General features: G+C 64.5%; 30 protein-coding genes. 15 read left to right on the top strand and 15 right to left on the bottom strand.

The window, feature by feature from the left end:
- Positions 1-4 precede the first annotated feature (4 nt).
- Positions 5-1,237, bottom strand: a complete 1,233-nt coding sequence (locus tag ACVJ19_RS29955; RefSeq protein ID WP_453952765.1) for an HlyD family secretion protein — start codon at positions 1,235-1,237, stop codon at positions 5-7.
- Positions 1,230-1,655, bottom strand: a complete 426-nt coding sequence (locus tag ACVJ19_RS29950) for a hypothetical protein (protein ID WP_453955240.1) — start codon at positions 1,653-1,655, stop codon at positions 1,230-1,232. Before ACVJ19_RS29950 ends, ACVJ19_RS29955 begins: the two co-directional genes overlap by 8 nt.
- 164 nt (positions 1,656-1,819) lie before the next feature.
- Between ACVJ19_RS29950 and ACVJ19_RS29945 the strand changes: the two genes are divergently transcribed.
- Both ACVJ19_RS29945 and ppk2 read left to right on the top strand, forming a co-directional pair.
- Positions 1,820-2,275: a hypothetical protein gene (locus ACVJ19_RS29945; protein ID WP_453952764.1), complete on the top strand. Its 456-nt coding sequence runs from the start codon at positions 1,820-1,822 to the stop codon at positions 2,273-2,275.
- A gap of 26 nt (positions 2,276-2,301) precedes the next feature.
- On the top strand, positions 2,302-3,102 hold the full coding sequence (gene ppk2, locus ACVJ19_RS29940) for a polyphosphate kinase 2 (RefSeq protein WP_453952763.1): 801 nt from the start codon (positions 2,302-2,304) through the stop codon (positions 3,100-3,102).
- 55 nt (positions 3,103-3,157) lie between these two features.
- Here the strand turns inward: ppk2 and ACVJ19_RS29935 are convergent, their stop codons facing one another.
- The gene (locus ACVJ19_RS29935; protein WP_453952762.1) at positions 3,158-3,592 is read right to left on the bottom strand and encodes a hypothetical protein; all 435 of its coding nucleotides are present in this window, start codon (positions 3,590-3,592) and stop codon (positions 3,158-3,160) included.
- Between the two features lie 129 nt (positions 3,593-3,721).
- Between ACVJ19_RS29935 and ACVJ19_RS29930 the strand changes: the two genes are divergently transcribed.
- Together ACVJ19_RS29930 and ACVJ19_RS29925 are read left to right on the top strand one after the other, a co-directional pair.
- Positions 3,722-4,588, top strand: coding sequence for an alpha/beta hydrolase family protein (locus ACVJ19_RS29930; protein ID WP_453952761.1), 867 nt, complete (start codon positions 3,722-3,724; stop codon positions 4,586-4,588).
- A gap of 22 nt (positions 4,589-4,610) precedes the next feature.
- Positions 4,611-5,195, top strand: a complete 585-nt coding sequence (locus ACVJ19_RS29925) for an invasion associated locus B family protein (protein ID WP_453952760.1) — start codon at positions 4,611-4,613, stop codon at positions 5,193-5,195.
- A gap of 14 nt (positions 5,196-5,209) precedes the next feature.
- On the opposite strand, the gene ACVJ19_RS29920 is transcribed toward ACVJ19_RS29925, so the two are convergent.
- A complete protein-coding gene (locus tag ACVJ19_RS29920; RefSeq protein ID WP_453952759.1) occupies positions 5,210-5,674 on the bottom strand; it encodes a response regulator in 465 nt (154 codons plus the stop codon).
- Positions 5,675-5,728: 54 nt separating this feature from the next.
- Positions 5,729-6,352 (bottom strand): response regulator transcription factor, encoded by a 624-nt coding sequence (locus tag ACVJ19_RS29915; protein WP_453955239.1) that lies wholly within the window; start codon positions 6,350-6,352, stop codon positions 5,729-5,731.
- 305 nt (positions 6,353-6,657) lie between these two features.
- On the opposite strand from ACVJ19_RS29915, the gene ACVJ19_RS29910 reads away from it, so the two are divergent.
- The gene (locus tag ACVJ19_RS29910; RefSeq protein ID WP_453955238.1) at positions 6,658-7,341 is read left to right on the top strand and encodes a helix-turn-helix domain-containing protein; all 684 of its coding nucleotides are present in this window, start codon (positions 6,658-6,660) and stop codon (positions 7,339-7,341) included.
- Here ACVJ19_RS29910 and ACVJ19_RS29905 read toward each other — a convergent pair.
- From ACVJ19_RS29905 to ACVJ19_RS29895, 3 genes are all read right to left on the bottom strand, one after another.
- A complete protein-coding gene (locus ACVJ19_RS29905; RefSeq protein ID WP_453952758.1) occupies positions 7,332-7,463 on the bottom strand; it encodes a hypothetical protein in 132 nt (43 codons plus the stop codon). The genes ACVJ19_RS29910 and ACVJ19_RS29905 overlap by 10 nt on opposite strands.
- Positions 7,460-7,912 carry a potassium channel family protein gene (locus ACVJ19_RS29900; protein ID WP_453952757.1) on the bottom strand — a complete coding sequence of 151 codons (453 nt, stop codon included), beginning with the start codon at positions 7,910-7,912 and terminating at the stop codon, positions 7,460-7,462. Before ACVJ19_RS29900 ends, ACVJ19_RS29905 begins: the two co-directional genes overlap by 4 nt.
- A gap of 89 nt (positions 7,913-8,001) precedes the next feature.
- A complete protein-coding gene (locus ACVJ19_RS29895) occupies positions 8,002-9,114 on the bottom strand; it encodes an AI-2E family transporter (protein WP_453952756.1) in 1,113 nt (370 codons plus the stop codon).
- 340 nt (positions 9,115-9,454) lie between these two features.
- Between ACVJ19_RS29895 and ACVJ19_RS29890 the strand changes: the two genes are divergently transcribed.
- On the top strand, positions 9,455-9,598 hold the full coding sequence (locus tag ACVJ19_RS29890) for a hypothetical protein (protein ID WP_453952755.1): 144 nt from the start codon (positions 9,455-9,457) through the stop codon (positions 9,596-9,598).
- Between the two features lie 187 nt (positions 9,599-9,785).
- Here ACVJ19_RS29890 and ntrC read toward each other — a convergent pair whose 3' ends face one another.
- From ntrC to dusB, 3 genes are read right to left on the bottom strand one after another with little or no spacing between them, the layout of a single operon-like run.
- A complete protein-coding gene (ntrC, locus tag ACVJ19_RS29885; protein WP_018641898.1) occupies positions 9,786-11,228 on the bottom strand; it encodes a nitrogen regulation protein NR(I) in 1,443 nt (480 codons plus the stop codon).
- Positions 11,229-11,237: 9 nt separating this feature from the next.
- Positions 11,238-12,413 carry a two-component system sensor histidine kinase NtrB gene (locus ACVJ19_RS29880; protein WP_453952754.1) on the bottom strand — a complete coding sequence of 392 codons (1,176 nt, stop codon included), beginning with the start codon at positions 12,411-12,413 and terminating at the stop codon, positions 11,238-11,240.
- Positions 12,410-13,411 (bottom strand): tRNA dihydrouridine synthase DusB, encoded by a 1,002-nt coding sequence (gene dusB / locus ACVJ19_RS29875; protein WP_453955237.1) that lies wholly within the window; start codon positions 13,409-13,411, stop codon positions 12,410-12,412. Before dusB ends, ACVJ19_RS29880 begins: the two co-directional genes overlap by 4 nt.
- A 275-nt stretch (positions 13,412-13,686) precedes the next feature.
- Here dusB and ACVJ19_RS29870 point away from each other — a divergent pair, with 275 nt between their 5' ends.
- Positions 13,687-14,868 carry a bifunctional 2-C-methyl-D-erythritol 4-phosphate cytidylyltransferase/2-C-methyl-D-erythritol 2,4-cyclodiphosphate synthase gene (locus ACVJ19_RS29870; protein ID WP_453952753.1) on the top strand — a complete coding sequence of 394 codons (1,182 nt, stop codon included), beginning with the start codon at positions 13,687-13,689 and terminating at the stop codon, positions 14,866-14,868.
- Between the two features lie 4 nt (positions 14,869-14,872).
- Positions 14,873-15,481 (top strand): CinA family protein, encoded by a 609-nt coding sequence (locus tag ACVJ19_RS29865; RefSeq protein WP_453952752.1) that lies wholly within the window; start codon positions 14,873-14,875, stop codon positions 15,479-15,481.
- A gap of 33 nt (positions 15,482-15,514) precedes the next feature.
- Here ACVJ19_RS29865 and ACVJ19_RS29860 read toward each other — a convergent pair whose 3' ends face one another.
- On the bottom strand, positions 15,515-16,294 hold the full coding sequence (locus ACVJ19_RS29860; protein ID WP_453952751.1) for a mechanosensitive ion channel family protein: 780 nt from the start codon (positions 16,292-16,294) through the stop codon (positions 15,515-15,517).
- Positions 16,295-16,459: 165 nt separating this feature from the next.
- Entirely contained in the window at positions 16,460-16,639 is a 180-nt protein-coding gene (locus tag ACVJ19_RS29855) for a hypothetical protein (RefSeq protein ID WP_183239241.1), read from the bottom strand.
- Positions 16,640-17,623: 984 nt separating this feature from the next.
- Here ACVJ19_RS29855 and ACVJ19_RS29850 point away from each other — a divergent pair.
- From ACVJ19_RS29850 to ACVJ19_RS29825, 6 genes are read left to right on the top strand one after another with little or no spacing between them, the layout of a single operon-like run.
- A complete protein-coding gene (locus ACVJ19_RS29850; protein WP_453952750.1) occupies positions 17,624-18,331 on the top strand; it encodes a c-type cytochrome in 708 nt (235 codons plus the stop codon).
- Between the two features lie 11 nt (positions 18,332-18,342).
- Entirely contained in the window at positions 18,343-19,593 is a 1,251-nt protein-coding gene (locus ACVJ19_RS29845; protein WP_453955236.1) for a cytochrome c, read from the top strand.
- A gap of 19 nt (positions 19,594-19,612) precedes the next feature.
- Entirely contained in the window at positions 19,613-19,789 is a 177-nt protein-coding gene (locus ACVJ19_RS29840) for a hypothetical protein (protein WP_198964245.1), read from the top strand.
- Positions 19,786-20,361, top strand: a complete 576-nt coding sequence (locus ACVJ19_RS29835) for a cytochrome C oxidase subunit II (protein ID WP_453952749.1) — start codon at positions 19,786-19,788, stop codon at positions 20,359-20,361. Before ACVJ19_RS29840 ends, ACVJ19_RS29835 begins: the two co-directional genes overlap by 4 nt.
- Positions 20,348-21,970: a b(o/a)3-type cytochrome-c oxidase subunit 1 gene (locus ACVJ19_RS29830; protein ID WP_453952748.1), complete on the top strand. Its 1,623-nt coding sequence runs from the start codon at positions 20,348-20,350 to the stop codon at positions 21,968-21,970. Before ACVJ19_RS29835 ends, ACVJ19_RS29830 begins: the two co-directional genes overlap by 14 nt.
- The gene (locus ACVJ19_RS29825) at positions 21,970-22,785 is read left to right on the top strand and encodes a c-type cytochrome (protein WP_453952747.1); all 816 of its coding nucleotides are present in this window, start codon (positions 21,970-21,972) and stop codon (positions 22,783-22,785) included. Before ACVJ19_RS29830 ends, ACVJ19_RS29825 begins: the two co-directional genes overlap by 1 nt.
- Before the next feature lie 150 nt (positions 22,786-22,935).
- On the opposite strand, the gene ACVJ19_RS29820 is transcribed toward ACVJ19_RS29825, so the two are convergent.
- Both ACVJ19_RS29820 and lipA read right to left on the bottom strand, forming a co-directional pair.
- Positions 22,936-23,406: a type II toxin-antitoxin system RatA family toxin gene (locus ACVJ19_RS29820; RefSeq protein ID WP_453952746.1), complete on the bottom strand. Its 471-nt coding sequence runs from the start codon at positions 23,404-23,406 to the stop codon at positions 22,936-22,938.
- Between the two features lie 6 nt (positions 23,407-23,412).
- Positions 23,413-24,369, bottom strand: a complete 957-nt coding sequence (gene lipA, locus ACVJ19_RS29815; RefSeq protein ID WP_453952745.1) for a lipoyl synthase — start codon at positions 24,367-24,369, stop codon at positions 23,413-23,415.
- Between the two features lie 130 nt (positions 24,370-24,499).
- Between lipA and ACVJ19_RS29810 the strand changes: the two genes are divergently transcribed.
- The gene (locus ACVJ19_RS29810) at positions 24,500-25,102 is read left to right on the top strand and encodes a DNA-3-methyladenine glycosylase (protein ID WP_453952744.1); all 603 of its coding nucleotides are present in this window, start codon (positions 24,500-24,502) and stop codon (positions 25,100-25,102) included.
- Positions 25,103-25,174 lie beyond the last annotated feature (72 nt).

The raw sequence follows: 25,174 nt of genomic DNA, 5'->3' as shown, positions 1-25,174 counted from the left end.
CTCTTCAATGGCCGCTCAGCACGAGTGTCTGGATCGGCAGCAACAGAGCCTGGATACGCAGCAACATCGCGTGCACGAGGCCGACGCCGTCCACGACGTGAAGTGCGATCTTCCGGCTGGTCGGAGTATCCTTGGCGGAGATTTCCTCATGGTTGCTGGTGTAGGCATTGACGACGCAGCTCGAGCCCGGGGTCACGCCTTCGAGCCCTCCCTTGTAGAGCGGCTCCAGGAATACGAGGATCGTGCCGGGACGAACGGCATTCTGCGCTTCCAGCAATTGCTCGCCGGACCGGAATTGCCCGGCTGCGATGTAGTCCTGCACGGTCGTGATCACCATCGGGATGATCACCCACGGCTTGGAAATGCAGGTCGCCTCCGCCACCATGCCGGTCTGCATCACCTGCGCCTCGATCTGGCCGAAGCCGGCCTGGAGAAACTTTCGGCCGGCCTCTTCCGGAATCAGGATGCCGGCCGGGCGCATCAGCTGGTTGACGACGTCGCCGGAGCGAACCGTGAACTGCTCGACCCGCCCGTCAACGCCGGCACGGACGACCGTCTTGTCGAGATCGACCTGGGCCTGGTCGAGCGCCGCCGCCGCGCTGGCCTTTTGAGCCGGCAGCAGGGTGGAGATCTGCAGGGATGCGGATTGCTTCGCTGCCGTCGCCGCATCGACACCGGCCTGGCGCTGATCAACCAGGACCTGGAGCTTCTCGATGTCACGCTGTGGAACGATGCCGGGGTTGCGGCGCTGGAGCTCGCTCTTGACCTCGAGCTCGTCCTTGGCCTGCTGGTAATTGGCCTTTGCTTCCGCGATCTGCGCCTCGGCCCTGAGCACATCGGCCTCCGCCGCCTGCATGGCGGCATCGACCTCCGCAACTTTTCGCTTGGTGGTCTCGAATGCCGCCTGCTGCTTCGAGCTGTCGAGCGTGAACAGCACGTCGCCCTTCTTGACCGGCGCGCTGAAGCCGACCTTGACCTCGGCAACGCGGCCCGAGCCTTCGGGAAGGATGGGCACCGTGCGGAAATACAGCGTCGCCGACGACGTCGACGGGTGGAAGTAGAAGATCATCGTGATCAGCGACACCGTCAGCATCAGGCAGGCGGTGATGCCCCAGCGCAGTTCGTACCAAATGGAGAAGAAGGTGATTTCCTTGCCGAAGCGCTTGCCCTGGACGTAACGGCGGTAGAGGTAGTCGGGCAGGATCGTCAGCAGTGAACAGAACATCAGCTCAAACATGGCTGTGCTCCTTCTCCTTGGCGGGTTCCGGCTTGTCTGCCGGAGTTGGCACCGCCGCAGCCTCGGCCCGGACGTCGCCGCCATCGGCCGACGGCGTCGCGTCGGCAATCTTCTCGACGGATCCGGCTATGCTGCGCAATGGCGTGCCGAAGTCGGGCAGATCGATCATCGCAAGCAGCAGGCCCGCGATCCAGAAAATGTGCATGTGGGTGAACAGCGAGATCAGGCCGAGCACGGCGACGAACTCGAATTGAAGCTTCTGCGACTTGTGCGCCATCCGTTCCGGCAGGCTGTGCAGCTTCCAATAGAGCGTGCCGACCCAGAGCACGGTGCCGATCAGGAACACGCCCATCACCACCATCAGCGTATCAGTGCCGCTTCCCGGCGCGAGATAGAACGGCAGATGGTGCGGAGCCATCGGATGAAGCTGGTCGCTCAAACGTCTCTCCCGGTCGGCGAACGTGCACTTTCGGCACTGTGTTCAGGTTGCCTCCCGATTTGCTTGATTTGAATCAAGGGAACGCCCGCCGCCGGACCTAGCGTTCCCCAAAACTGATTGCACAATCAAAGGGAGCCGCAGCCATGCCTGGCCTCGACGAACTCATTCCCAGTGCCACGCAGATCCGCAAAGAGGCCGCGCTCAAGGAGGCCGAGAAGGCGGAAGAGTATGTCCGCCTCGCCGCGGCTGCCGAGGCCGAGAAGCGTGCCCTGATCGAGCGGCTGAGCAAGCCTTCCGGCAAGACCGAGGAGGAGAAGATCAAGCTCGCCTCGACGATCATCCAGCGTGCGGTGCGAAACGGGCTCACCGAGGTCCTTGTCTACCGTTTCCCCAACACGCTCTGCACCGACAAGGGGCGCGCCATCAACCAGATGGAAAAGGGCTGGGAGAACACGCTGACCGGCATTCCCAAGGAGATCTTCCAGCTCTGGACCGACTATCTGAAGCCGCGCGGCTATCGCATCGCCTATCAGATCATCGATTTCCCGGGCGGTGTGCCCGGCGACATCGGCGTGACCATTTCATGGGGCGACGACTAGCGGGACGCAGCAGCGGAAGGACGGGCATGGCCAAGGACGACTCTGCCGGGCGGATGAAACGGAAGGACTATGAAAAGGAGCTGGAAAAGCTCCAGGTCGAGCTGTGCCATCTCCAGGACTGGGTCAAAGCCCAGAAATTGAAGGTGATCATCATTTTCGAGGGGCGCGACGCCGCGGGCAAGGGCGGCACCATCAAGGCCTTGACCGAAAAAGTGAGCCCGCGCGTATTCCGTGTCTGCGCCCTGCCCGCGCCTTCCGACCGGCAGAAGTCCCAGCTGTTCCTGCAGCGCTATATCGAGCAATACCCGGCCGGCGGCGAAATCGTGATCTTCGACCGCAGCTGGTACAACCGCGCCGGCGTCGAATATGTCATGGGCTTCTGCTCACCGGCCGAGCACAAGCGTTTCCTGGAATTGTGTCCACAGGTCGAGAAATTCGCCGTCGATGCCGGCATCATCCTGATCAAGCTCTGGCTCGAGGTCGGGATGGAGGAGCAGGAACGCCGCTTCATGGCGCGCATCGAGGATCCGCTGCGGCAGTGGAAGCTGAGCCCGATGGACACCGAGTCGTTCGGGCGCTGGTACGATTATTCGCGCGCGCGCGACATGATGTTCGAGGCGACCGACACCAAACATGCGCCGTGGCGACTGATCCGCTCCGACGACAAGCGGCGCGCGCGTCTCAATGTCATCTCGCACATCCTGAGAACCATCCCCTACAAGAAGGTCAAGCGGGAGAAGGTCAAGCTGCCGCCGCGGTCGCACAAGGGACGCTACAACGACCGGGACAGCCTGCGCGGACTGAAGTTCGTCGAGGAACGATATTGAGATGCGAAACGGGCTGCGATGACGCAGCCCGTCTGCTCCCGGTCCTGCTCCCGGATTATTTCAGCCGGATCGTCACGCCGCCGACTGCGGCCGATACTTCGGCGCCGACCCGGGGACCGCTGAGCTGAAGGATCACGCCATTGGCGTTCTGCAACTGCACGGCACCTGCCCCCGCTGCAACAGCGCCGCCGGCTCCGCCTACGGCGTAGGATCCTTCGATGGACGCCGGCCCCTTCAGATTGAGAGCCCGGCCGACGAACTTTGTCGTCGAGGCTCCGACCGTAAGACCGACACTCATGCCTGATACGGTGAAGGGATACTTCTTGCCTCTCAGAAGCAGCACGCCCTCCCCACCGCCGACGCCGACGATGAACCCGCCCTTGGTGAAGACGACCGCGACCTCGCCGGTCTCGGCACGCGAGGGCGTGCTGAAACCGGCAATGGCTGCGAGCGAGGCGACCAGGACGGCGCCGATGGTGAACTTTCTCATGACGTTTCTTCCCCCTGCTCTGGATCTCGATGGCCGCCTCGCGGCATGGACCGGAATGCGAGCGGGCGCCAGCGACAGGCTTGATCTGGATCAAGCAATCATCGGCCGCGCCCAATCAAATCCGCCCCAATGCGCCTCCTCCTCGCAACCATCCTGCTCCTCCTCGGCACGTTCACGGCACCGGCCCGCGCCGAGGGCGAAATCCGCATCCAGGAGGAGATATGGGTCCTGCCGCTGCCACTGCCGATGTTCGCCTATCTGGTGCGCCCGGTCGGCGACGGCCCCTTCCCGCTCGTGATCATGAACCACGGCGTCTCGCTCAACCCCACTGACCGGAGCTTCTTTCCGCTGGTGGAATTCCGCGACGCCGCAAAATGGTTCGCCAAACGCGGCTACCTCGTGGTGGCGCCGGTCGGCAGCGGGTATGGCGCGGCCGCCGTCGACATTCCCGAGCGTGCGCTCTACGGGCCGTTCTTCTCGAAGGTCGGCAAGTGCACCAATCCGAACTTCCACGATGCCGGCCTCGCGGTCGCGCAGGTCGATCTGTGGATCATCGACTACATGGCCGCCGAGAAGCGCATCATTCCCAAGGATGTGATCGTGGTCGGGCAGTCCGCCGGCGGCTGGGCTTCCATCGCGCTGTCGAGCGTCAATCCACCGCAGGTGAAGGCCATCATCACCTTCGCTGCCGGGCGCGGTGGCCGGGTCGGCGGCAAGCCCAACAACAATTGCGCGCCCGACAGGCTGGTCGAAGCCACCGCGGATTTCGGCCGCACCTCGCGCGTGCCGATGCTGTGGATCTACATCGAGAACGACACGTTCTTCGGGCCTGATCTGTCGAAGCGCATGCATCAAGCCTTCACGGCCGCCGGCGGCCGCGCCGAATATCATCTGATGCCGCCGTTCGGCAACGAGGGACACTTCTTCATCGGCTCGCCCGATGCGATCCCGCTCTGGTCACCGCTGGTGGCGAAATTTCTCGAGGCACAGAAATAGAGCCCGCCCTGGAGGCGCAACCATGTTCGCAATCCGTAACCACCTCTGTCCCGTGCTGGTTGCCGCCTTCTTCTGGACCACGACCTATCCTGCCCTCGCCGCGCCGAAAGCCGCACGGGCCGACAAACCCGCCGAGGTGACCACGCGCGGTCAGCGCGAAGCCAAGGACATCAGCTACGGTGATTGGCAGAAGCTCTGCTTCAAGGCTGGCGGCGCGCCGATGCTGTGCCGCACGACCATCACCGGGGCGTTTCCGACCGGCCAGATGGCCGTCCGCATCGATTTGATCGAACGCGAGGGCACGCCGACGGCCCGGCTGCAGCTCTTCGTGCCGGTCGGCATGTACCTGCAGCAACCGGCCAAGCTGTCGGTCGACCGGGGCAGCACCTTCAGTGTGCCCTATAGCTGGTGTCTGACCAACGCCTGCATCGCCGCTGACGTCGCGCCTGCCGGCATCATCAAGGAGATGGAGTCCGGGAAGACGCTGGCGCTCGAGGTCGTCGATTCGAACCTGCTGGCGCTGACGACATCGGTGCCGCTGGCGCAGTTCGCTGCGGTCCGCAAGGGCGCACCGACGAAGATGCTGGAGCAATATGTCGACGAATGATCGGCGTTTCCGCGCTACGCCGCAGCCGCACGCGTGACCGAATCGATCAATGATTCCGCCGTGAACGGCTTTGTCAGATAGGCGACGCAACCCGACGCAACCGCGGCACTACGGTTCACCGGGCTGTCATCGCCGGTAATGTAGATCACTGGCGCCGTGACGCCCTCCTCCGCCAGCTTGCGACGCAGCTCGACGCCGGACTTGCCGTCGAGATTGATGTCGAGGACGATGCAGATCGCCTTGTCGAACTCGCCGTGATCAAGCAAGTCCGCCGCGGACTCGAACAGCGTGACGGCGAATCCGTGCGCGCGCAGCAACCTGTTCATGCTGACTCGCATGGAGGGATCGTCGTCGACAATGAAGACTGCTTCGCGCATCGGCAAGAAAGCACCCTTTCGGACCAGGCAGATGGTGATGGGGCGGCTGCAACCAGTACGCGTGGCGCAATCGCATGGCAGCACCACCTCAACGCGCTTCATATTGTCCTTTGGGGCAGTGACACCGCAGGAACTGCATTCGCAGCAACGAAACAGCTAGCTGCCGTTCGGATCCAGCATTCCTAGCCGCTCCGCGATCGAAACGAGCTCGGCAAGCGAATGAACCTGCATCTTCTCCATCACCTGATGGCGATGCGCTTTCACTGTCCGCTCGGTGGTCCCGAGCTCGTAGGCGATTTGCTTGTTGATCCTGCCGCGGACGATGAGATCGAACACCTGGCGTTCGCGCTGCGTCAGTGTCGCAAGATGCACGCGAAAGGCTTCGAGCTTGCCACGATGGCTGCGCGCGGCATCTTGCCTCGCCAGTGCGCGCGCGATCGCGTCGAGCAACAGTTCCGACGAAACCGGTTTGGTCAGGAAGTCTTCCGCTCCCGCCTTGATGGCCTGCACGGTCGTCGGCGTGTCGGCGTGACCCGTCAGGAATATGATCGGCAACGTCGAGCCCGACGCGACCAGGCGGTTTTGCAGTTCAGGGCCGCTCAAGCCCGGTATCCGCACGTCGAGCAGGATGCATCCCGGCTGCTCGTCGTCTGGCGCCGCGTCCAGGAGGTCCTGCGCGGATGCGTAGGTTTTGACGTCATAACCGGCAAGCTTCAGCCGGCGCTCGATCGCCGTCCTGAACGATGCGTCGTCATCGACCACGTGGACAAGGCCGGGCACCATTTACCTCGCGTAAAATTCAGTAAAGCAATCTTTTAACCGAGGCCGCGTGGTTGCCAACGGTGCAAAAACCGAAACATATGCTTCGCAACAAGATACTTTTGGGCTTCCATCGAGGTCTTTCTCAGTCCGCGCAGCGAACGCCCCCCGCTGTCCCTTGGGACATTGACCCTTGGGACAATGGATTGGAATACCTCGTTAGTCGTAAATCAACTTCGGCGGGAAAGCGATTGCGCGGCGAATTTCCGCTGCGAGAGATTTTTGTCTCCAAAGACCAATTCGACGGCAAGCTGAGGAGCTGGCCCATGTTCGTTCGCATCACAACCGATTCCGCGCTGCGTCCCAACTCCCTTCGCGACCTCGGCATGACCAGCGATTCAAATGCGCTCGTCAGTTTAATCGAGTTTTCGTACAAGAAAGGCACCGAGATCTACGGCGAGAAAGAACCCGCCGAATATGTCTACCAGGTCAAGTCTGGCGCGGTGCGGAGCTACAAGCTGTTGTCGGACGGCCGCAGGCAGATCGGCGCGTTTCACCTGACCGGCGACATTTTCGGGCTGGAGAACGGAAACGAGCATCGTTTCACGGCCGAGGCGATCGTCGAGACCACGGTTCGCCTCGTGAGGCGGCAAAGCCTCGAGATCGTGGCCGAGAGCGATGCCATGGTTGCCAGAAACCTGCTCAGCATGACCACGACCAATCTCCAGCATGCGGAAGATCACATGCTTCTGCTCGGCCGCAAGACCTCGCTGGAGCGGGTCGCGGCGTTCCTGCTGGAAATGGACAAGAGGCTGACCGCTACGGGTGTCATCGCGCTGCCGATGTCGCGGCGCGATATCGCCGACTATCTCGGCCTGACGCTGGAAACCGTCTCTCGCGCCCTCTCGCGGCTGGACGAACTCGGCATCCTCGGCTTCATCGGCAACACCCAGCGCCAGATCGTGCTCCTGGACCGAGACCAGCTCGCGAACCTCGATCTTCAGTCCTGAGCAGCAGGCTGATTGTCCTTGTCCAGGAAAATAATGGCTAGCCCGTAAGGGTTGATGATCGCAAACAGCGCGCCGAAGCCAAACAGGAAATCGGCCGACCAGCCTCGACGACGTGAATTCAACCATTGTTCCTGCCCGGGAGCCGTTCGGTCGCTTCACGATTCTCGATCGTCTTGCGCAGGACCTCGAACAGGATGGCCGCCGACCAGCCGAACAGCAGGATGCCGTTCATGGCCGTCAACGGGCCGATCAGCCGCCATTCGGGCACCGGCGTGATGTCGCCATAGCCGAGCGTGGTGTAGTTCACGAAGACGAAATACAGCAGATCGCTCCCCGGCGGCGCCGCCTGGACGAACCAATACGTGCAGACCCAGACCAGGACCTCCAGGGTGTGCGCGACGCTCAGCGCTGCGGCCGTTGCGACCATCACCCCCATCAAATGCAATCGCGGACCACCGCTGCGCCTCGAGCCGGCCGCTCGCGCGATCGATACGGCACCGACGGTCGCCAGCGCGTGGATCCCGATATTGATCGCGCTGACAAGCGCGCTGACAAGGACTTGAAGCAGCATCAGGGGCGACCTTCTCGCCTTTCGAGCCAACCTCGGTGCGACGGAAACCGTTCAACAACAGCGCCAGGGTTGCGCATGCGATCATGAACTCATCTTCGGACGGCAGTGGAAATCTCGGACTTGTCCTGTGCCCGCAGCGCTGCGGAACGGTCGATCTGGATCCAGGCCGCCGCGAGCTCCCAGGCGACCGCCAGAATGATCGGGCCGATGAAGAGGCCGATGATGCCGTGCGCCAATGTGCCGCCGATGACCCCGATCAGGATGACGAGCGTCGGCGTGCTCAGGCCGCGACCCATGACCAATGGTTTGAGAATATTATCGAGCAGACCGACGACGACGAGGAAGATCGTCAGAGGCACCGCCGTCGTGACGTCCTTGTCCATCCAGATCCAGATCACCACGGGCACGAGGATGATCGCGGCACCGATCTGCACGATCGACAGCAGCAGAACGAGGATGGCGAGCAAGCCGGCGCTCGGGATGCCCGCAAGCTTGAGGCCGATGCCGGCCAGCAGCGCCTGGATGATCGCAACGCCGATGACGCCTTGCGACACGGCCCGGATCGTCGCGCCCGCCAGCGCGAGAAAATGCTCGCTCTGCTCCGGCACGATACGGAACAGGAAACCGCGGACCGCCTCAACGAGCTGCGGCCCGTACGGAAACAGGAAGCCGGCGACGAGCACCGACAGCAGGAACTGCAGCGCGCCGACGCCGGCGCTGCCGGCGAACGACAGCATCACCCCCGCCAGCGGTTTCAGATACGGCGCCACCTCGCGCAGAACGGCACGAACGTTGGTATAGGCCAGTGTCCAGAGATCGAACAGCTGGGGGCCGATCAGGGGCCAGTCCTTGAGCCATTCCGGTGCCGCCTGGAGCATGAGATCGCCGGTGCCGATCTGGCTCGCGAGGTCCTTGATGCCTTCGACTGCGCTCAACCCGAGCCATGCCGCCGGACCGATGACGATGCCAAGCGTCGTCAGCGTGAGGATGGTCGCGGCCGTTCGGGGCCGGCCGCCGAGGCGTTTGGCGAGCCAGCTGAAGGCGGGATAGAACGCCACCGCAAGCACCGCGCTCCAGGTCAGGATCGGCACGAAGGGGCGGATGATCAGGAACGTCCATGCGATCAGGAGCGCGAGCAATCCGAGACGGATCACGAGCTGGACAATCTGCTCCGCGGAGAGAAGCTTGCGAGGTGTGGTCAAGACGACGCTGTCCTTCCGGGAGTGCGGATACCCCAATGGACGTAGCGGCCTCCGCCGCACGGCATTCTTGATCCAGATCAAGCGGCCGCGCAGACGCGTCCTTCCCCGATCCCATGCAGCCTGAGCGCTATCGTGCCGATCGCGATGCCAGCCCGCCGAGTCCGGATGCGCGTGAAAAATGCCGACCGGGAGCCGATTGAAGCTGGGAGATGGAACCTACTAAGCCGTTGCAACGGCTGGGAACTTAATAGACTGCCCGCCGAATGGCACAATCCGCAGGGGGAAAGCTGATCGGCAGTCGCCGGCGGGAACGGACTCCCATGCCTCCGGATTGACCGGAATGGACAGATTCTTTCTTGCGACGATGGTTTCGGCCGTGCTGCTGCTGATCGTGGCCGCCGACCTCCTGGTCAACGGCGTCGGCCTGCAGTCGCCGACGCAACTGGCCAACGCGCTGCCGGTGCCTGCACGCCTGGTCAGATAGTGCGACGCCGCTTCTCGCGGCCGAATGACGAATTTGAATGGTTCCCACGGAACATTTCGGCCCCATCGGGACTTCTGCTCACCGCGTCAGCCACAACGGCCAGCGCGATCCGGACAGGCTCAGCTCCGCTGTGGTAGGGGGAGCTGAGCCACCTCCGCGCAAACGCGTCTAGCGTTTGTCGCGAAAACTAGCCCCCGCTCCGATAGACCTGGATATCGAGATCCCGGATTTTCTTCCGCAGCGTGTTGCGGTTGAGGCCGAGCAGGTCCGCGGCGCGGATCTGGTTGCCGCGGGTGGCGGCGAGCGCGGCCGTGAGCAGCGGCACCTCGATCTCCTTGAGGATGCGGTGATAGAGGCCCGGGGGCGGCATGCCGTTCGGAAAGCCCTGGAAGTGCGAGGACAGATAGGCCTCCACCGCGCCGCCGAGATTGTCGACACCCTGCTGGACCGCCGCGCCCGGGCTGACCGAGGGCGGTGCCAGCTCGCCATCGATGACCGAAGCCGTGATCACGTCCTGCGGATACAGCGCGGCGAGACGACGCGCGAGGTTCTCGAGCTCGCGCACGTTGCCGGGCCAGCGGTGCTGCTTCAGCCGCTCCAGCGCCAGCGTGTCGAGCTTCTTCGGTGGCAGACCATCTTTTTCAGCCAGCGAGAAGAAGTGCCGTACCAGATCCGGCAGGTCCTCGATGCGCTCGCGCAGCGGCGGCAGGCGCAGCGGCACGACGTTGAGGCGGAAGAACAAATCTTCGCGGAACAGGCCCTGCTGGATCAGGACGCGCAGATCCTTGTTGGAGGCCGCAACGATGCGCACGTCGGTCTTGATCGGGGTGCGGCCGCCAACGGTGGTGTATTCGCCCTGCTGCAAGACGCGCAGCAACCGGGTCTGCGCCTCCATCGGCATGTCGCCGATCTCGTCCAGGAACAGCGTGCCGCCCTCGGCCTGCTCGAACCGGCCGGAGGCGCGGGTGTTGGCGCCGGTGAAGGCGCCGCGCTCGTGGCCGAACAGCTCCGACTCGATCAGGTCGCGCGGGATCGCCGCCATGTTGACGGCGACGAACGGGCCGTTGCGGCGCTTGCCGTAATCGTGCAGCGCGCGCGCCACGAGTTCCTTGCCGGTGCCGGACTCGCCCGTGATCATCACGGTGAGATCGGTCTGCATCAGCCGCGCCAGCACGCGGTAGATTTCCTGCATCGCCGGCGAGCGGCCGACCAGCGGGATCGCCTCCATCTCGGCGTCCTCGTCCGGCGTCGAGACCCGCTCCTTCGGCTCGGCCAGGGCGCGGCCGACGATGGCGATCAGCTCCTTCAGGTCGAAGGGCTTTGGCAGATATTCATACGCGCCGCGCTCGGAGGCGCGGATCGCCGTCATGAAGGTGTTTTGCGCGCTCATGACGATGACCGGCAGATTCGGCCGCATCTTCTTGATCCGCGGCAACAGGTCGAAGGCGTTTTCGTCCGGCATCACCACATCGGTGATGACGAGATCGCCCTCCCCCTGGCTGACCCAGCGCCACAGCGTTGCGGCGTTGCCGGTGAGCCTGACTTCATAGCCGGCGCGGGAAAGTGCCTGATTGAGAACCGTGCGGATGGCGGTGTCGTCATCAGCAACGAGAATGCTACCTGCGGGCATCGTTAATCCTCATTTTGCCCCCTGTGACGCAGACGACGACTTCCCGGCAGAGCCGTCGCGACTGCTTTGATCGGCATGTTTCACCGATGTGGAATACATCGGCATCAGCACGCGGAAGGTGGTCTTGCGCGGCTGAGATTCGCATTCGATGATGCCCCCGTGATCGCCGACGATCTTGGCGACCAGTGCAAGACCCAGGCCCGAACCGGTCTGCTTGGTGGTCACGAAGGGATCGAACAGGTTGGGCAGAAGGTCATCAGGCACGCCTGGTCCATTGTCCCTCACGCAGAATTCGAGCGGCAGGGATACCCGGGATTTTTGACCGGGGACTGACAGGCGCACGCCGGGGCGGAACGCGGTGGTGAGCTGGATCTCGGCGTCGGGCACGTCGATCAGCGCCTCGGCGGCATTCTTCACGAGGTTGAGGAACACCTGGATCAGTTGATCCTGGTTCGCCAGCACCGGCGGCAGCGAGGGATCGTAATCCTCGATGAAGCGGATGTTGCGGGCAAAGCCCGACTGCGCCAGCCGCTTCACGTGGTCCAGCACGGAATGGATGTTGACGGGGCCGCGCACCACGGGGCGTTCATCGCCGAACACCTCCATGCGGTCGACCAGCGTCACGATGCGGTCGGCCTCATCGCAGATCAGCCGCGTCAGCATGCGGTCCTCGGACGAGGCCTGCTGCTCCAGGAGCTGCGCGGCGCCGCGGATGCCCGAAAGCGGATTCTTGATCTCGTGCGCCAGCATCGCTGCTAGCGCTATCACCGAGCGCGCCGCGCTGCGATGGGTGAGCTGCCGATCCATCTTGTCGGCGATGGTGCGCTCCTGGAGCATCACCACGATGTGGCCGGGCCGCTCGGTGAGCGGCGCGACATGCAGGTCGACCTGGCGGTCGCCGCCCATGCGCGGCGTGCCCAGATCGACCTTGTATTCATTGACCGGCGAGTTCGAGGAGCGCACCTGGTCGATCAGCGCCAGCAAGGGGCTGCCGAACGGCACCAGCTCTTTCAGCGACTGCCGCTTCAGGAACTGCGTCGAGATCTCGAAAAAGGCTTCGGTTGCGATGTTGGCGGCGACGATCTTGCCGTCCGGCCCGATCATCAGCACGGGATTGGGAAGCGCATCCAGGATCGCGTCGCTGTCGGACGGAAGCGGCCGACGCTGTTCAGCGGCTGAGCTCATGCAGCAGCGCTCCATGCGAAGTCGTCGAAGGCATCTTGCAGTGAACTGTGAACGAGGCGCGGATCCTCGGAGGTGAGGATCTTCTGGCGCCAGGATTTCAGCTTCTCCGCCGGCGCGCGGCTCACATCGGCCGCGACGTCGAGCGCCCAGCCCAGATGCTTGCGCGCATGTCTGAGACCGACGCGCAGGCCATAGAGCGCGCAGACGCCTTCATAGAGCGTGCGGACATAATGGAGCTGCCTCTCGAGCGACGGCGCGGCTTCCACCGCCCCGCCCTTCAGGCGGCGACCGATCTGCCCCGGCAGCCAGGGCTGGCCCTGCGCGCCGCGGCCAATCATCACGGCATCGGCGCCGGAGGCCTCGAGCGCCGCGAGCGCTTTCTCATATGAGGTGATGTCGCCATTGACGATGAGCGGGATAGAGATCGCTTCGCGCACGGCGCGGATCGCATCCCAATCGGCCTCGCCCTTGTAGAACTGGCAGCGGGTACGGCCGTGAACGGTAACGAGCTTGACGCCCGCGGATTCGGCGCGCCGCGCCAGTTCCGGTGCATTGCGGCTGCGGTCGTCCCAGCCGAGCCGCATCTTCAGGGTCACCGGCACCTTCACCGCCGCAATCGTCGCATCGATCAGGCTGACAGCGTGGTCGAGATCGCGCATCAAGGCCGAGCCGGACTGGCCCCCGGTGACGTGGCGGGCCGGACAGCCCATGTTGATGTCGATGATGTCGGCGCCCTCGGCTTCCGCGATCCGGGCGCCTTCCGCCATCCAGTGCGCTTCGCAGCCGGCAAGCTGGACCACGTGCGGGCCGATCCCGGTCGCTTCGCAACGCAACCGCGACATCCGATGGCCGTTGGCAAGCTCATCGCTCGCGGTCATCTCGGACACGACCAGACCGGCCCCGAGCTCGGCCACCAGGCGTCGAACGGGCGAGTCAGTCACCCCCGACATCGGCGCCAGGAAAACCGGGGTGGCGGCTTCAATATCGCCTATTTTCAACGGCTTAGAGCCGGATACTGCCGGGCCTGTCACAGGGGTCTCGTCAACTCAGCAGCGCCTCATCGCGCTGGCCATGACCTATCTTGCGCACAATTCTTGTGCAGTCAAGCGTCATGCCTACAGTTTAGACAGTTCTGCAGATCTTTCAAGTGCAGTGCAGCAAAATGCTGTTTCCCACAATCCGGGGAAACCCCTTTTTTTGCGGGCCTGCCGTGCTAGAGGCATGCCGGCAAATCACCCCTGCTCTTTCATTAGCAACTGAGTATTTGAGTCCTATGGCGAAATCACAACGCACCGCTGTCGTCCTCGTGGCGGCCGGCCGCGGCCTGCGCGCCGGCGTCGGCGGGCCGAAGCAATATCGCGAGATCGGCGGCGTGCCTGTGATCCATCGCGCCATGGAAGCCTTCAGCCGCCATCCCGATGTATTCGCAGTGCAGCCAGTGGTGAACCCCGACGACAGCGCCATGTTCACGGCAGCGGTCGCGGGACTGAAGCACGAGCCGCCGACCAATGGCGGCGCCACCCGGCAGGCATCGGTGCTTGCCGGTCTCGAGGCGCTGGCCAAGCACAAGCCGGATATCGTCCTGATCCATGACGCCGCGCGGCCCTTCGTCTCTGAAGGCGTGATCTCGCGCGCGATCAAGGCGGCGAGCCGCACAGGCGCTGCGATTCCCACCGTTGCCGTCACCGACACCATCAAGGTCACCGGCGAGGGCGGCAATGTCGAGGACACGCCGGACCGGTCGCGCCTGCGGATCGCGCAGACGCCGCAATCCTTTCGTTTCGATGTCATCCTCGAGGCGCATCGTCGCGCCGCGGAGGACGGGCGCTCTGATTTCACCGACGATGCCGCGATTGCCGAATGGGCGGGATTGACGGTTGCAACCTTTGAAGGCGATGTTGCCAATATGAAGCTCACCACTCCCGAAGATTTCGTGCGCGAGGAAGCGCGCCTGGCCAGTCTGCTCGGCGACATCAGGACCGGCACCGGCTACGACGTGCACGCCTTCGGCGAAGGCGACCATGTCATGATCTGCGGCGTGCGTGTGCCGCACAGCAAGGGTTTTCTGGCGCATTCCGACGGTGATGTCGGCCTGCATGCGCTGGTCGATGCGATCCTCGGCGCGCTTGCCGACGGCGACATCGGCTCGCACTTCCCGCCGAGCGACGCCAAGTGGAAGGGCGCCTCTTCCGACCAGTTCCTGAAATACGCCATCGAGCGCGTGACGCAGCGCGGCGGCCGCGTCGCCAATCTCGAGGTGACGCTGATCTGCGAGCGGCCGAAGATCGGTCCCTTGCGCGACACCATGCGCGCGCGCATCGCCGAGATCTCCGGCGTCGACATCTCCCGCGTCGCGGTGAAGGCGACCACCAGCGAGCGGCTCGGCTTCACCGGCCGCGAGGAAGGCATCGCGGCCACCGCGAGTGCCACCATCCGCCTGCCCTGGAGCGTGTAAGGCCATGGGCGGCAGCGACGCACGCGCCCTCTCCCGCTCGCTGCTGGATTTGTGCCGGATGCGCAAGCTGACGATCGCGACGGCGGAGTCCTGCACCGGCGGCCTGGTTGCCGGCGCGCTGACCGACATCCCCGGCTCGTCTGACGTGATTGACCGCGGCTTCGTCACCTATTCCAACGAGGCCAAGCGCGCGATGCTTGGCGTCGAAGCAAGCACGCTGACGAATTTCGGCGCCGTCAGCAAGGAGACCGCGACCGCGATGGCGATCGGCGCCCTGGAGCGCGCCGATGTCGATCTCGCCGTCGCCATCACCGGCATCGCCGGACCCGGCGGCGCCACGCCGGGCAAGCCGGTCGGTCTCGTGCACTTTGCCGCCGCCGCGCGCGATGGCCGCATCATCCACCGCGAGCACCGCTTTGGCGCGATCGGCCGCAGCGCCGTGCGCGCCCGCTCGGTGGTCGAGGCGCTGCGCATGCTGATGGACCTCGCCCGCGGCCCGCAAGTCGCGGCCAAGCCGCAGCGCACCGCCGCAAGCCGCCTGCGCCCGCGCGTCACCCGCTCGCCGCGCCGGCATGCGGTGAAGCGCCGGCCGCCGCGCTCGCCAAGGGGATGAGTGCCCGTAGCCGGGTGAGCGTGATGGACAGCCTCACGCCGCCGCCAGCAAGGCGCTCGCGTGGTCCAGCACGCACTGCTTGACCGCATCGGCTTGCGATGGCTTTGCCTTCGCGCTGACCGTCAATTCTAGGATGGGTGCCGCGGGATTGGCGACATCGAGCACCTTGGTGACGGAGACGGCAGGCTGCGCCTGATCGTCGATGCGGGAGTCGCTACGCAGCTCCTTCAGGATGCGATCGGCCAGCGTATTGGCGGCGCCGGCCGGAACCGGAAACGCCACCTTGACCTCGCCCGTGCCGGGATAGGCGCTGTGATTGACGATCGCTGCGCCCCACACCTGTCCGTTCGGCAACAGGATCTGCGTGTTGTCGGGCGCGACCAGTTCGGTCATGAACAGCGACAGCGATCTCACCTTGCCCGCCTTGCCGGCGACCTCGACGTCGTCGCCGATGTGAAACGGCCGGAACAGCAGCAGCATCACGCCGGCAGCGAGATTGGAGAGCGTGCCTTGAAGCGCGAGGCCGATCGCGAGTGACGTCGCGCCTAGCACGGCGACGAGGCTCGCGGTCTGGATGCCGAACAGCTGCAGCACGGCGATGCCGACCACCGCGAGCACGCCATAGCGCGCAAGGCTGCCGACGAACAACGTCACCAGCGGGTCGACGCGGTGCGTGACGCTCAGGACGCGCGTTGCGAAACGCTGCATGGCGCCGGACAGATACCAGCCGATGGCGAGCAGCAGGATCGCGTAGATCGCGTTCAGCCCATACAGGACGAGCGACGCTTTCAGCGTGTCGAAATTGACGGTCATGGCGGCTCCAACCGGGACGATCGGTTGAGAACTCGCTGTCGCGGGAAATGATCCCTGTCGGGGCTTGCCAATCGTCAAGCGCCTGCCGCTGGATTGCATAGGTGAGAGCGACGTGAAACCCGGGCAATGGCCGGCTGAAATACCGCGTTCAGCCCCGGCGGCCTGTCATTGCGCCGTTCGCTCGATCCGATAGATGACGGGAAGCTTTTGCTCGATCGCCTTCGCGAGCACCGTTCCTGTGGTCCGTCCGAGCTCCTTCGCGATCGTCGTGATCGGCTTGGTGCCTGCGAGCTTCCTGAGCCGGTTGAGGTCGTCCTCGCTCCATGATTGCTTCCAGCGCGCCATGTTCCCAGTCCCACGTCACAAGCCCCCGCGCCCGACTCAGATTTTAGTAGAACGTCCCAGGAAAAACAGCCCTTGCAGGTGTACCGCTCGTGGCAAGGGGTGTTCCGTCACTGCGCTGCGTTTTGGCACAAACTGCACTTGTCACCTTCGATCGCGCGACGTCTGAATCCTCGATTGTGCGCCGGGCTCGCGGTGTCCGCCGATCCCTACCACCCCTTGTGCTGCCCGTCGGCCAAAACACCCCGCCGGCCGGTCAATGGCCGCGTGCGAAAATATTCCACTTTACCGAAATTCGGCTTTAGCGTAGTCCTGCGCCACCTCATCCCGGTCAGAGGGGCGTATCGCGATCGTCACGGCACGCGGGGTGAGCGGCGGTGGACGCTAGTCACATCGGCGCGACCGGCATTGCAGGGCGGGCAACCGTGAGCAAAGGCCATCGCGCACACGACCGGTGTGATTCTAGCGTACGGCAAAACCGTGTCGTCCTGGCGCCCGGGGTCTGTGCGCCAAGTCTTGCGGTGATGCGGCGGCCCGACCGGGCGCGTGCGTCAGCCATCTGCAAGGCGACGGGGGCAATAGTGCATCGCTCCCCGGGGAGAGCTCGGCATAAGCCGTCAAACCACTGCGCAGGGAAGGCCGTGTGTTGGGCTTCACCTGTATGCCGCTGTGCAGCCTCTTGTAGCGCAACCTTCGCACAGTGGACCGTGGGTGCCAGCCGGCACCCGGCCTTCTCTGCGCCCTCTGAGGAGAGAGCGCGATACGACGAAGCAAGGCTCGGACGAAACACGTCGCGAGATCGTAGCGTCATGTTTGCTTTCAAATAGCACGCAATTTTTGTCGAAAACGATCGGGATCATAAATGTGCAGGCGCGACCAAACGTCGTCGCCGCTGTCCGAACTTGCGCAGGAAAATATTGGCGCAATAATGCCGCTCTACGTTGTGATCCGGAATCAACCGGACCAGTCTTGTGGAGGGCGACGAAAGTGTTCGCTCGCGCCGCGGCCTCGGCCGCCGTCATTGTCACTTTGGCCGCGTTTGATGGTGCGGCCGCACAAACGGCCAACCAGCCGCCCGATACGATGGCGGCGCGGGTGGAGGCGTGCACGCCCTGCCACGGCAACAAGGGCGAAGGCACCAGCGACGTCTATTTTCCGCGGCTCGCCGGCAAGCCGGCCGGCTATCTCTACAATCAGCTCCTCGCCTTCCGCAGCGGCCGGCGCAAATACCCGCCGATGAACTATCTGCTGGAATTTCTGCCCGATCCGTATCTGGAGGCGATGGCGGAATATTTCGCCGGTGAGCACCCGCCGCTGCCGCAGCCGGCGCCGAGCGAGGTCAGCAAGGAGGTTTTGGCGCAGGGCGAGTTGCTCGCGACCAGCGGCGATGCCGGTCGTAATATACCGGCGTGCGTGAGCTGTCACGGCCCGGGCCTCACGGGCATGCAGCCCGGCATCCCCGGCCTGCTTGGTCTCCGCGCAGCTTACGTCAGCGCCCAACTCGGCGCCTGGCGTTACGGCACCCGCACGGCGAAATCGCCCGACTGCATGCAGCTCGTCGCCGGCCATCTGACCGAGGCTGATGTCACGGCCGTTGCAGCCTGGCTCGCGACGCGTCCTGCTCCCACCAACCCGGCTCCCGTGCCGAAAGGCACCTACGCGCTGCCGTTCGGCTGCGGCAGCCAGCCCAACTGACGAGGCGGATGATGGGCTCGAGACTGTCGATCACGTTCCTCGCTCTCGCCGCGCTCACCACGGCGGCGCATGCGCAGGACAAATCCCAAGAGAAGAGCAGCGACATCATCGCGCGTGGCGAATATCTGGCGCGCGCAGGCGATTGCACCGCCTGCCACACCGCGCCTGAAGGACGCCTGTTCGCCGGTGGCCGCGCCATGCCGACCCCGTTCGGCACGCTCTACACCTCCAACATCACGCCCGACCCGGAGACCGGAATCGGCAAGTGGAGCGCCGACGATTTCTACAAGACCATGCACAGCGGCCGTTTCCCGGATGGCGGGCTGATCTATCCGGCGATGCCGTTCGCGTCCTACACCAAGGTGACGCGCGCCGACAGCGACGCGATCTTCGCCTATTTGCGCTCGATCCCGCCGGTGAATCAGAAGAACCGGCCGCACGACCTGCGCTTCCCCTATGACAACCGCCAGCTCATCCTCGGCTGGCGCACGCTGTTCTTCCGCGAGGGCGAGTTCAAGCCCGACCCGACCAAGTCTGCCGAATGGAATCGCGGCGCCTATCTGGTCGAGGGCCTCGGCCATTGCAGCATGTGCCATTCGCCGATCAACGCGCTCGGCGGCACCTCGCAATCGGACGCCTTCAAGGGCGGCCTGATCCCGATGCAGAACTGGTACGCGCCGTCCCTGACCTCCAACCGCGAGGCGGGGCTCGGCGACTGGAGCATCAAGGACATCACCGACCTGCTCCAGACCGGCGTTTCGGCGCGTGGCGTGGTCTACGGCCCGATGGCCGAGGTCGTGCACAACAGCCTGCAATATCTCAGCGACGAGGATACGCGCGCGATGGCGGTGTACCTCAAGAGCATCGCGGAGCCCTCGCCTCCACCGCCGCCAAGCTCGGCGCTGCCGACCACCGAGAGCAGCCTGCTGATCAGCCTCGGCAAGACCGTCTACGACAAGAACTGCGCGAGCTGCCACGGCACGCAGGGCGAAGGCAAGCCGCCGCACTGGCCGCCGCTCGCCAACAACCAGTCGATCGAGATGGAGTCGGCGGTCAACCCGATCCGCATGGTGCTCAATGGCGGCTATCCACCCGGCACCAAGGGCAACCCGATGCCCTACGGCATGCCGCCCTTCGCGGGCCTGCTCTCGGACAACGAGGTCGCCGCTGTCGTCTCCTACATCCGCACAGCCTGGGGCAATCGCGGTACGCCGGTCTCGGCGCGCGAGGCCAACGAGCTGCGCTCCGCACCGCTGAACTGAGAGACGCCAGAGATCCATCATGATCAATTCCGATCCGCCGACCAGCCCAGCCGCCGCCGATCAGGCCGTCGAGGAGGTCGTGGCGCAAGGTCCCTCGGGGGCGCTTCTGCTCGCCGGCATCGCCACCGCCTGCGTGGTCGCGATGTGGCTTGCCTTCTACCTGTTCGTCTTCCTGCCGCGCGGGCCGCTGCAATGAGCACTGAGGAAACCCATGGAAACGGCAGCACCAGTGCCGAGGTCGCGGCCCGCGTCGAGCGGCGCTGGGCGACCGTCGCCGTGATCATCATTGTTGCAATGGCGCTGCTGGCGGCGTTCGCCGGCATCCACCGCGCGACCATGCCGCAGCCGCGCGTCGAGACCACCGATCCCTCGCGGATTCATCTGTCCGGCGAGTTCGTCGAGAGCAATCTCGGCAGCGTGCTGGAGGCCAATGGCAATGTCACCGTGCGCGCGATCGGTCAGCAATATTCCTTCACGCCGGCCTGCATCGTGGTGCCCGTGGACACGCCGATCACGCTGCGTGCCACCAGCGCCGACGTCGTGCACGGCATCCTGATCCAGGGCACCAATATCAACACCATGCTGGTGCCGGGCTACATCTCCGAGCAGCTCATGCGCTTTGCGAGGACCGGCGACTATCTGATGCCCTGCCAGGAGTTCTGCTCCTTCGGCCATGAGGGCATGTGGGGCAAGGTCAAGGTGATCGACAGGACCGAATTCGCCAATCGTGCGAAGGGCGGCGGGAGGCTGAGCTGTGTTGGTCAATAGGAAGCTCATCCTCGCCCATTTCTGGCTCGCCTTTGCGGTGTTCGGCGTCGCGCTGACGCTCGGCGCCTGGCAGATGTTCATCCGCAGTCCGATCGGCATATGGCTGTCCAATCCCGAGCTCTATTACCGCTCGCTGACCGCGCACGGCACGGTGATGGGCTACGTCTTCCCGACGCTGGTCGCGATGGGCTTTGGCTATGCCATCAGCGAGTCCGCGCTGGAGCAGCGCCTGGTCGGCGTGCGCTGGGCCTGGACCGGGTTCTGGCTCATCGTCATCGGCAGCGTCATGGCGATGTTTCCGGTCGCGTTGGGGCGCGCCTCGGTGCTCTACACCTTCTATCCGCCGCTGATCGGCAACGTCTTCTACTATCTCGGCATCGTGCTGGTCGTGGTCGGCTCCTGGATCTGGGTCGCGCTGATGTCGGTCAACCTGAGCATCTGGCGCAAGGCCCATCCCGGCGCGCCCGTGCCGCTCGCCATGTACGCCAATGTCGCGGGCTCCTATCTGTGGGCGTGGACCGCCGTTGGCGCAGCGCTCGAGCTGCTGCTCCAGATCATTCCGGTGGCGGCGGGACTGAAGGCCACCATCGATGCCGGCCTGGCGCGCGTCTTCTTCTCCTGGACGCTGCACGCCATCGTCTATTTCTGGCTGATGCCGACCTACATCGCCTATTACACCATCGTGCCCCGCGCGATCGGCGGCCGCGTCTATTCCGACAGCATGGCGCGGATCTCCTTCATCCTGTTCCTGGTGGTGGCGATGCCGATCGGCATGCACCACACCTTCGCCGATCCGATGGTCGGCGCCGGCTTCAAGTTCATCCATTCGGCCTTCACCGCACTGGTCGCGCTGCCGACGCTGCTGACCGTGTTCACGATCTGCGCCTCGGTCGAGATCGCAGCGCGCCTGCGCGGCGGCCGGGGAATGTTCGGCTGGATCAGGGCCCTGCCCTGGGACAACCCGATGATGCTGGCGCTGGCGTTCTCGTTCGTCATGCTCGGCTTCGGCGGCGCCGGCGGCCTCATCAACATGAGCTATCAGCTCGATGCGTCGATCCACAACACGCAGTGGATCACGGGCCATTTCCACCTGATCTTCGGCGGCGCCATCGTGATCATGTATTTCGCGATCGCCTATGACCTCTGGCCGCATCTGACCGGACGCGAGCTGATCGACCTCCGGCTGATCCGCACCCAGCTCTGGCTGTGGTTCGTCGGCATGATCGTCACCACGTTCCCGTGGCATTGGGTCGGTATCCTCGGCATGCCACGCCGCATGGCCTATTTCGACTTCGGCGATCCCGCGATCGCGCCGCAGGCGCTCTCGGTCACCTTCTCCGCGATCGGCGGCTTCATCCTGCTGGCGTCGGGCATCATGTTCATCGTCATCCTGGCGCGCGGCATGCGTGCGCCTCAGGCTGACGCCGGTCCCTACCGCTTTGCGCTGGCCGTGCATCAGCCGGCAACCGTGCCGGTCGCGCTCAACACGCACGCGCTGTGGGTGGCGCTGATGATCGCGCTGACCCTCACCAATTACGGCTACCCGATCCTGACGCTGGCGATGACCGAGGGCACGTCGGTGCCGGCCGTCTATGTGGGAGCGCAGTGATGAGCGCGCGCGACCTCTTCACCTTCAGCAATCCGCATTTCACACGAAGCGTCGGCATTACCGCTGCGATTCTGATCGTGACGGCGATTGCAGGCTTCATCGTGCTGCCCTTCGCCCAGCCCTGGGTCCAGTTCGCCAATGTCTGGGACGCGATCTGCAGCGCCGCCGGCGTGCCCCAGCGCGCGGCCAGCGTGACAGCACCCGAGCAGAGCAAGCGCCAGTCGGAGGTCGTGCTCACCTCGTCGACATTGTCACGCCCGAGCCAGGAGGCGATCGGCCGCGGCGCGACGCTGGCGCAGCGATGCGCCATCTGCCACGGCCCGACCGGAATCAGCCGCGCGGACTCGCCGAACCTCGCCGGCCAGTACGCCGCCGTGATCTACAAGGAGCTGCACGATTTCCGCTCGGGTGCACGCACCAATGCTGTGATGTCGCCGTTTGCCGTCAATCTGACGGATCAGGAGATCGCCGATCTCTCGCTTTACTACGCCTACCTGCCGCGGCTGCCCGCCTATCACCCAACGCCGCAGCTGCCAAAACCGAACATCGTCATCTACGGCGCGCCGATGCGCGGCATCGCGCCCTGCGGCTCCTGTCACGGCAGCCTCGACAACAAGACCGGCAGCCCATGGCTTGAAGGCCAGTCGGAGACCTATATGAAAGCGCAGCTCCACGCCTTCGCCTCAGGCGACCGCCGCAACGACATCAGCCAGCAGATGCGCAACATCGCCCGCGCGATGACGCCGCAGGAGATCGAGCAGGCCGCGGCGTATTACGCCTCGCAGCCGCCGGATGTCGTGAAGGCGGTGGACTAAAGTGAGGAGCTCGTGCCCCGGACGCAGCGCAGCGCTTCTTCAGCGGTGCGCTGCAGAGCCGGGGCCCATCCTTGCGGCACTCTGGGTCCCGGCTCTGCGCAGCAACGCTTGCGCGTTGCAGCGCGTCCGGGACACGAGAGTTGCAAAAGATTACGTCGGCGCCAGCTTCGGCCGTCCGTAGATCGCATCGGCCCGCTTCTCGAAGGCGGTCGAGAACCGCGCGAAAGCGGCGTCGAACATCGAGCCCATCAGCATCGCCAGCATGCGGCTCTTGAATTCGTAGGCGAGGAAGAAACCGACGTCGCAGACCCCCTCACCCTTGGGCTCGAACGTCCAACGATTTTCCAGATTCCTGAACGGACCTTGCAGATATTCGACCAGGATTTTCAGATTGGCGCGGTCGAGCGTCACCCGGCTGGTGAAGGATTCCTTGACCAGCTTGAACGACACCGTCATGTCCGCGATCAGCACCTCCGTGCCGTCGGGCTTCGCCATGCGCTGGCGGACCTTCAGCGCGCTGCACAGCGGCACGAATTCCGGGTAGCGCTCGACATCGGCGACCAGATCGAACATCTCGGATGCGCTGTGGTTGACGCGGTGCTTGCTCGAAACTCGATGCATGGTACGTCAGCGGGCGTGAGCTGCCCGCGCAGCCTTCAGTCTCGCGAAATCTTCGCCCGCATGATGCGACGAGCGGGTGAGCGGGCTTGCCGACACCATCAGGAATCCCTTGGTGTAGGCGATCTTTTCATAGGACGAGAACTCGTCCGGCGGCACGTAGCGCATCACCGCGTGATGCTTGCGGGTCGGCTGAAGGTATTGCCCGATGGTGAGGAAATCGACGTCGGCCGAGCGCAGATCGTCCATCACCTGCTGCACCTCGTGGCGCTCCTCGCCGAGGCCGACCATGATGCCGGACTTGGTGAAGATGCTGGGATCGAGCTCCTTGACCCGCTGCAACAGCCGGATCGAGTGGAAGTAGCGCGCGCCGGGCCGCACCGTCAGGTAACGCGACGGCACGGTCTCGAGATTGTGGTTGAAGACGTCGGGCCGCGCCGCGACGACGACCTCGAGCGCGCCTTCCTTGCGCAGGAAATCAGGCGTCAGGATCTCGATCGTGGTCGATGGGCACGCCGCGCGGATGGCGCGGATAGTCTGGGCAAAATGCTCGGCGCCGCCATCGGCAAGATCGTCGCGGTCGACCGAGGTGATGACGACGTGGGCGAGGCCGAGCTTGGCCACGGCCTCGGCAACATTCTGCGGCTCGGCCGCATCCAGCGCGTTGGGCAGGCCGGTCTTGACGTTGCAGAAGGCGCAGGCGCGGGTGCAGGTGTCACCCATGATCATGAAGGTCGCGTGCTTCTTGTCCCAGCACTCGCCGATATTCGGGCAGCCCGCCTCCTCGCACACCGTGTGCAGGCCGTTGGCGCGCACGATGTTGCGGGTGTCGGCATAGCCGCGGGTATTGGGCGCGCGCACGCGGATCCAGTCCGGCTTCGGCGGCGAAGCGGAATCAGGACGATTCACCTTTTCAGGGTGGCGCGGGCGCAGCGGGTTCGAGATGGTATCGACAATAACGACCATGGGGTATCCGGTCTGTTCAGGTCCTACCTAGTCGGTCTGGCCCGGCATCGCAACCCGGCTCGCACCACTTCAGGGAACATGGCAGATATGGGCAATATCCTGCTCTGTTCTCAGGCGATTCTCACCTCGAATGGCTCCAGTCTCGAAACCTTCCACACCCCGGCTTGGCAAGGCCTTGAAGCGTGCCTTTTTCGCGCGCGAAGTGCACGAGGTCGCCCACGACCTGATCGGGGCGACCATGCTGGTCGATGGCGTCGGCGGGATCATCGTCGAGGTTGAGGCCTATCATCATACCGAGCCGGCGGCGCACTCCTACAATGGCCCGACGCCGCGGAACCAGGTGATGTTCGGCCCGCCCGGCTATGCCTATGTCTATCGCTCCTACGGCATCCACTGGTGCGTGAACTTCGTCTGCGAGGAGGAAGGCTCGGCCAGTGCCGTCCTGATCCGCGCGCTGGAGCCGACGCATGGTATCGCCGCGATGCGCCGCCGCCGCCATCTCCAGGATCTGCACGCGCTGTGCTCTGGCCCGGGCAAGCTGACCGAAGCGCTCGGCATCAGCATTGCGCACAACACGCTGCCGCTGGACCGGCCTCCGATCGCGCTGCATGCGCGGACGGAGGACCTGGAGGTCGCAACGGGAATCCGGATCGGCATCACCAAGGCCGTCGAGCTGCCCTGGCGCTACGGCGTCAGGGGCTCGAAGTTTTTGAGCAAGCCGTTTCCTCGCTGATGGTCATTCCGGGGCGGCTCGAAGAGCCGAACTACGGTGCGCAATTGCGCACCGGAGAATCTCGAGATTCCG

Source organism: Bradyrhizobium sp. USDA 376 (assembly GCF_054063675.1).
Note: the sequence above shows the minus strand (reverse complement) of the source record. Positions and strands in the feature narration are given on the sequence as shown.

Bases quoted from the DNA above. Each gene is read 5' to 3' on its own strand.
- ACVJ19_RS29955 (WP_453952765.1), bottom strand. From the start codon at position 1,237: ATGTTTGAGCTGATGTTCTGTTCACTGCTGACGATCCTGCCCGACTAC.
- ACVJ19_RS29950 (WP_453955240.1), bottom strand. From the start codon at position 1,655: ATGGCTCCGCACCATCTGCCGTTCTATCTCGCGCCGGGAAGCGGCACT.
- ACVJ19_RS29945 (WP_453952764.1), top strand. From the start codon at position 1,820: ATGCCTGGCCTCGACGAACTCATTCCCAGTGCCACGCAGATCCGCAAA.
- ppk2 (WP_453952763.1), top strand. From the start codon at position 2,302: ATGGCCAAGGACGACTCTGCCGGGCGGATGAAACGGAAGGACTATGAA.
- ACVJ19_RS29935 (WP_453952762.1), bottom strand. From the start codon at position 3,592: ATGAGAAAGTTCACCATCGGCGCCGTCCTGGTCGCCTCGCTCGCAGCC.
- ACVJ19_RS29930 (WP_453952761.1), top strand. From the start codon at position 3,722: ATGCGCCTCCTCCTCGCAACCATCCTGCTCCTCCTCGGCACGTTCACG.
- ACVJ19_RS29925 (WP_453952760.1), top strand. From the start codon at position 4,611: ATGTTCGCAATCCGTAACCACCTCTGTCCCGTGCTGGTTGCCGCCTTC.
- ACVJ19_RS29920 (WP_453952759.1), bottom strand. From the start codon at position 5,674: ATGAAGCGCGTTGAGGTGGTGCTGCCATGCGATTGCGCCACGCGTACT.
- ACVJ19_RS29910 (WP_453955238.1), top strand. From the start codon at position 6,658: ATGTTCGTTCGCATCACAACCGATTCCGCGCTGCGTCCCAACTCCCTT.
- ACVJ19_RS29900 (WP_453952757.1), bottom strand. From the start codon at position 7,912: ATGCTGCTTCAAGTCCTTGTCAGCGCGCTTGTCAGCGCGATCAATATC.
- ACVJ19_RS29890 (WP_453952755.1), top strand. From the start codon at position 9,455: ATGGACAGATTCTTTCTTGCGACGATGGTTTCGGCCGTGCTGCTGCTG.
- ntrC (WP_018641898.1), bottom strand. From the start codon at position 11,228: ATGCCCGCAGGTAGCATTCTCGTTGCTGATGACGACACCGCCATCCGC.
- ACVJ19_RS29880 (WP_453952754.1), bottom strand. From the start codon at position 12,413: ATGAGCTCAGCCGCTGAACAGCGTCGGCCGCTTCCGTCCGACAGCGAC.
- ACVJ19_RS29870 (WP_453952753.1), top strand. From the start codon at position 13,687: ATGGCGAAATCACAACGCACCGCTGTCGTCCTCGTGGCGGCCGGCCGC.
- ACVJ19_RS29865 (WP_453952752.1), top strand. From the start codon at position 14,873: ATGGGCGGCAGCGACGCACGCGCCCTCTCCCGCTCGCTGCTGGATTTG.
- ACVJ19_RS29860 (WP_453952751.1), bottom strand. From the start codon at position 16,294: ATGACCGTCAATTTCGACACGCTGAAAGCGTCGCTCGTCCTGTATGGG.
- ACVJ19_RS29855 (WP_183239241.1), bottom strand. From the start codon at position 16,639: ATGGCGCGCTGGAAGCAATCATGGAGCGAGGACGACCTCAACCGGCTC.
- ACVJ19_RS29845 (WP_453955236.1), top strand. From the start codon at position 18,343: ATGGGCTCGAGACTGTCGATCACGTTCCTCGCTCTCGCCGCGCTCACC.
- ACVJ19_RS29840 (WP_198964245.1), top strand. From the start codon at position 19,613: ATGATCAATTCCGATCCGCCGACCAGCCCAGCCGCCGCCGATCAGGCC.
- ACVJ19_RS29835 (WP_453952749.1), top strand. From the start codon at position 19,786: ATGAGCACTGAGGAAACCCATGGAAACGGCAGCACCAGTGCCGAGGTC.
- ACVJ19_RS29825 (WP_453952747.1), top strand. From the start codon at position 21,970: ATGAGCGCGCGCGACCTCTTCACCTTCAGCAATCCGCATTTCACACGA.
- ACVJ19_RS29820 (WP_453952746.1), bottom strand. From the start codon at position 23,406: ATGCATCGAGTTTCGAGCAAGCACCGCGTCAACCACAGCGCATCCGAG.
- lipA (WP_453952745.1), bottom strand. From the start codon at position 24,369: ATGGTCGTTATTGTCGATACCATCTCGAACCCGCTGCGCCCGCGCCAC.
- ACVJ19_RS29810 (WP_453952744.1), top strand. From the start codon at position 24,500: ATGGCTCCAGTCTCGAAACCTTCCACACCCCGGCTTGGCAAGGCCTTG.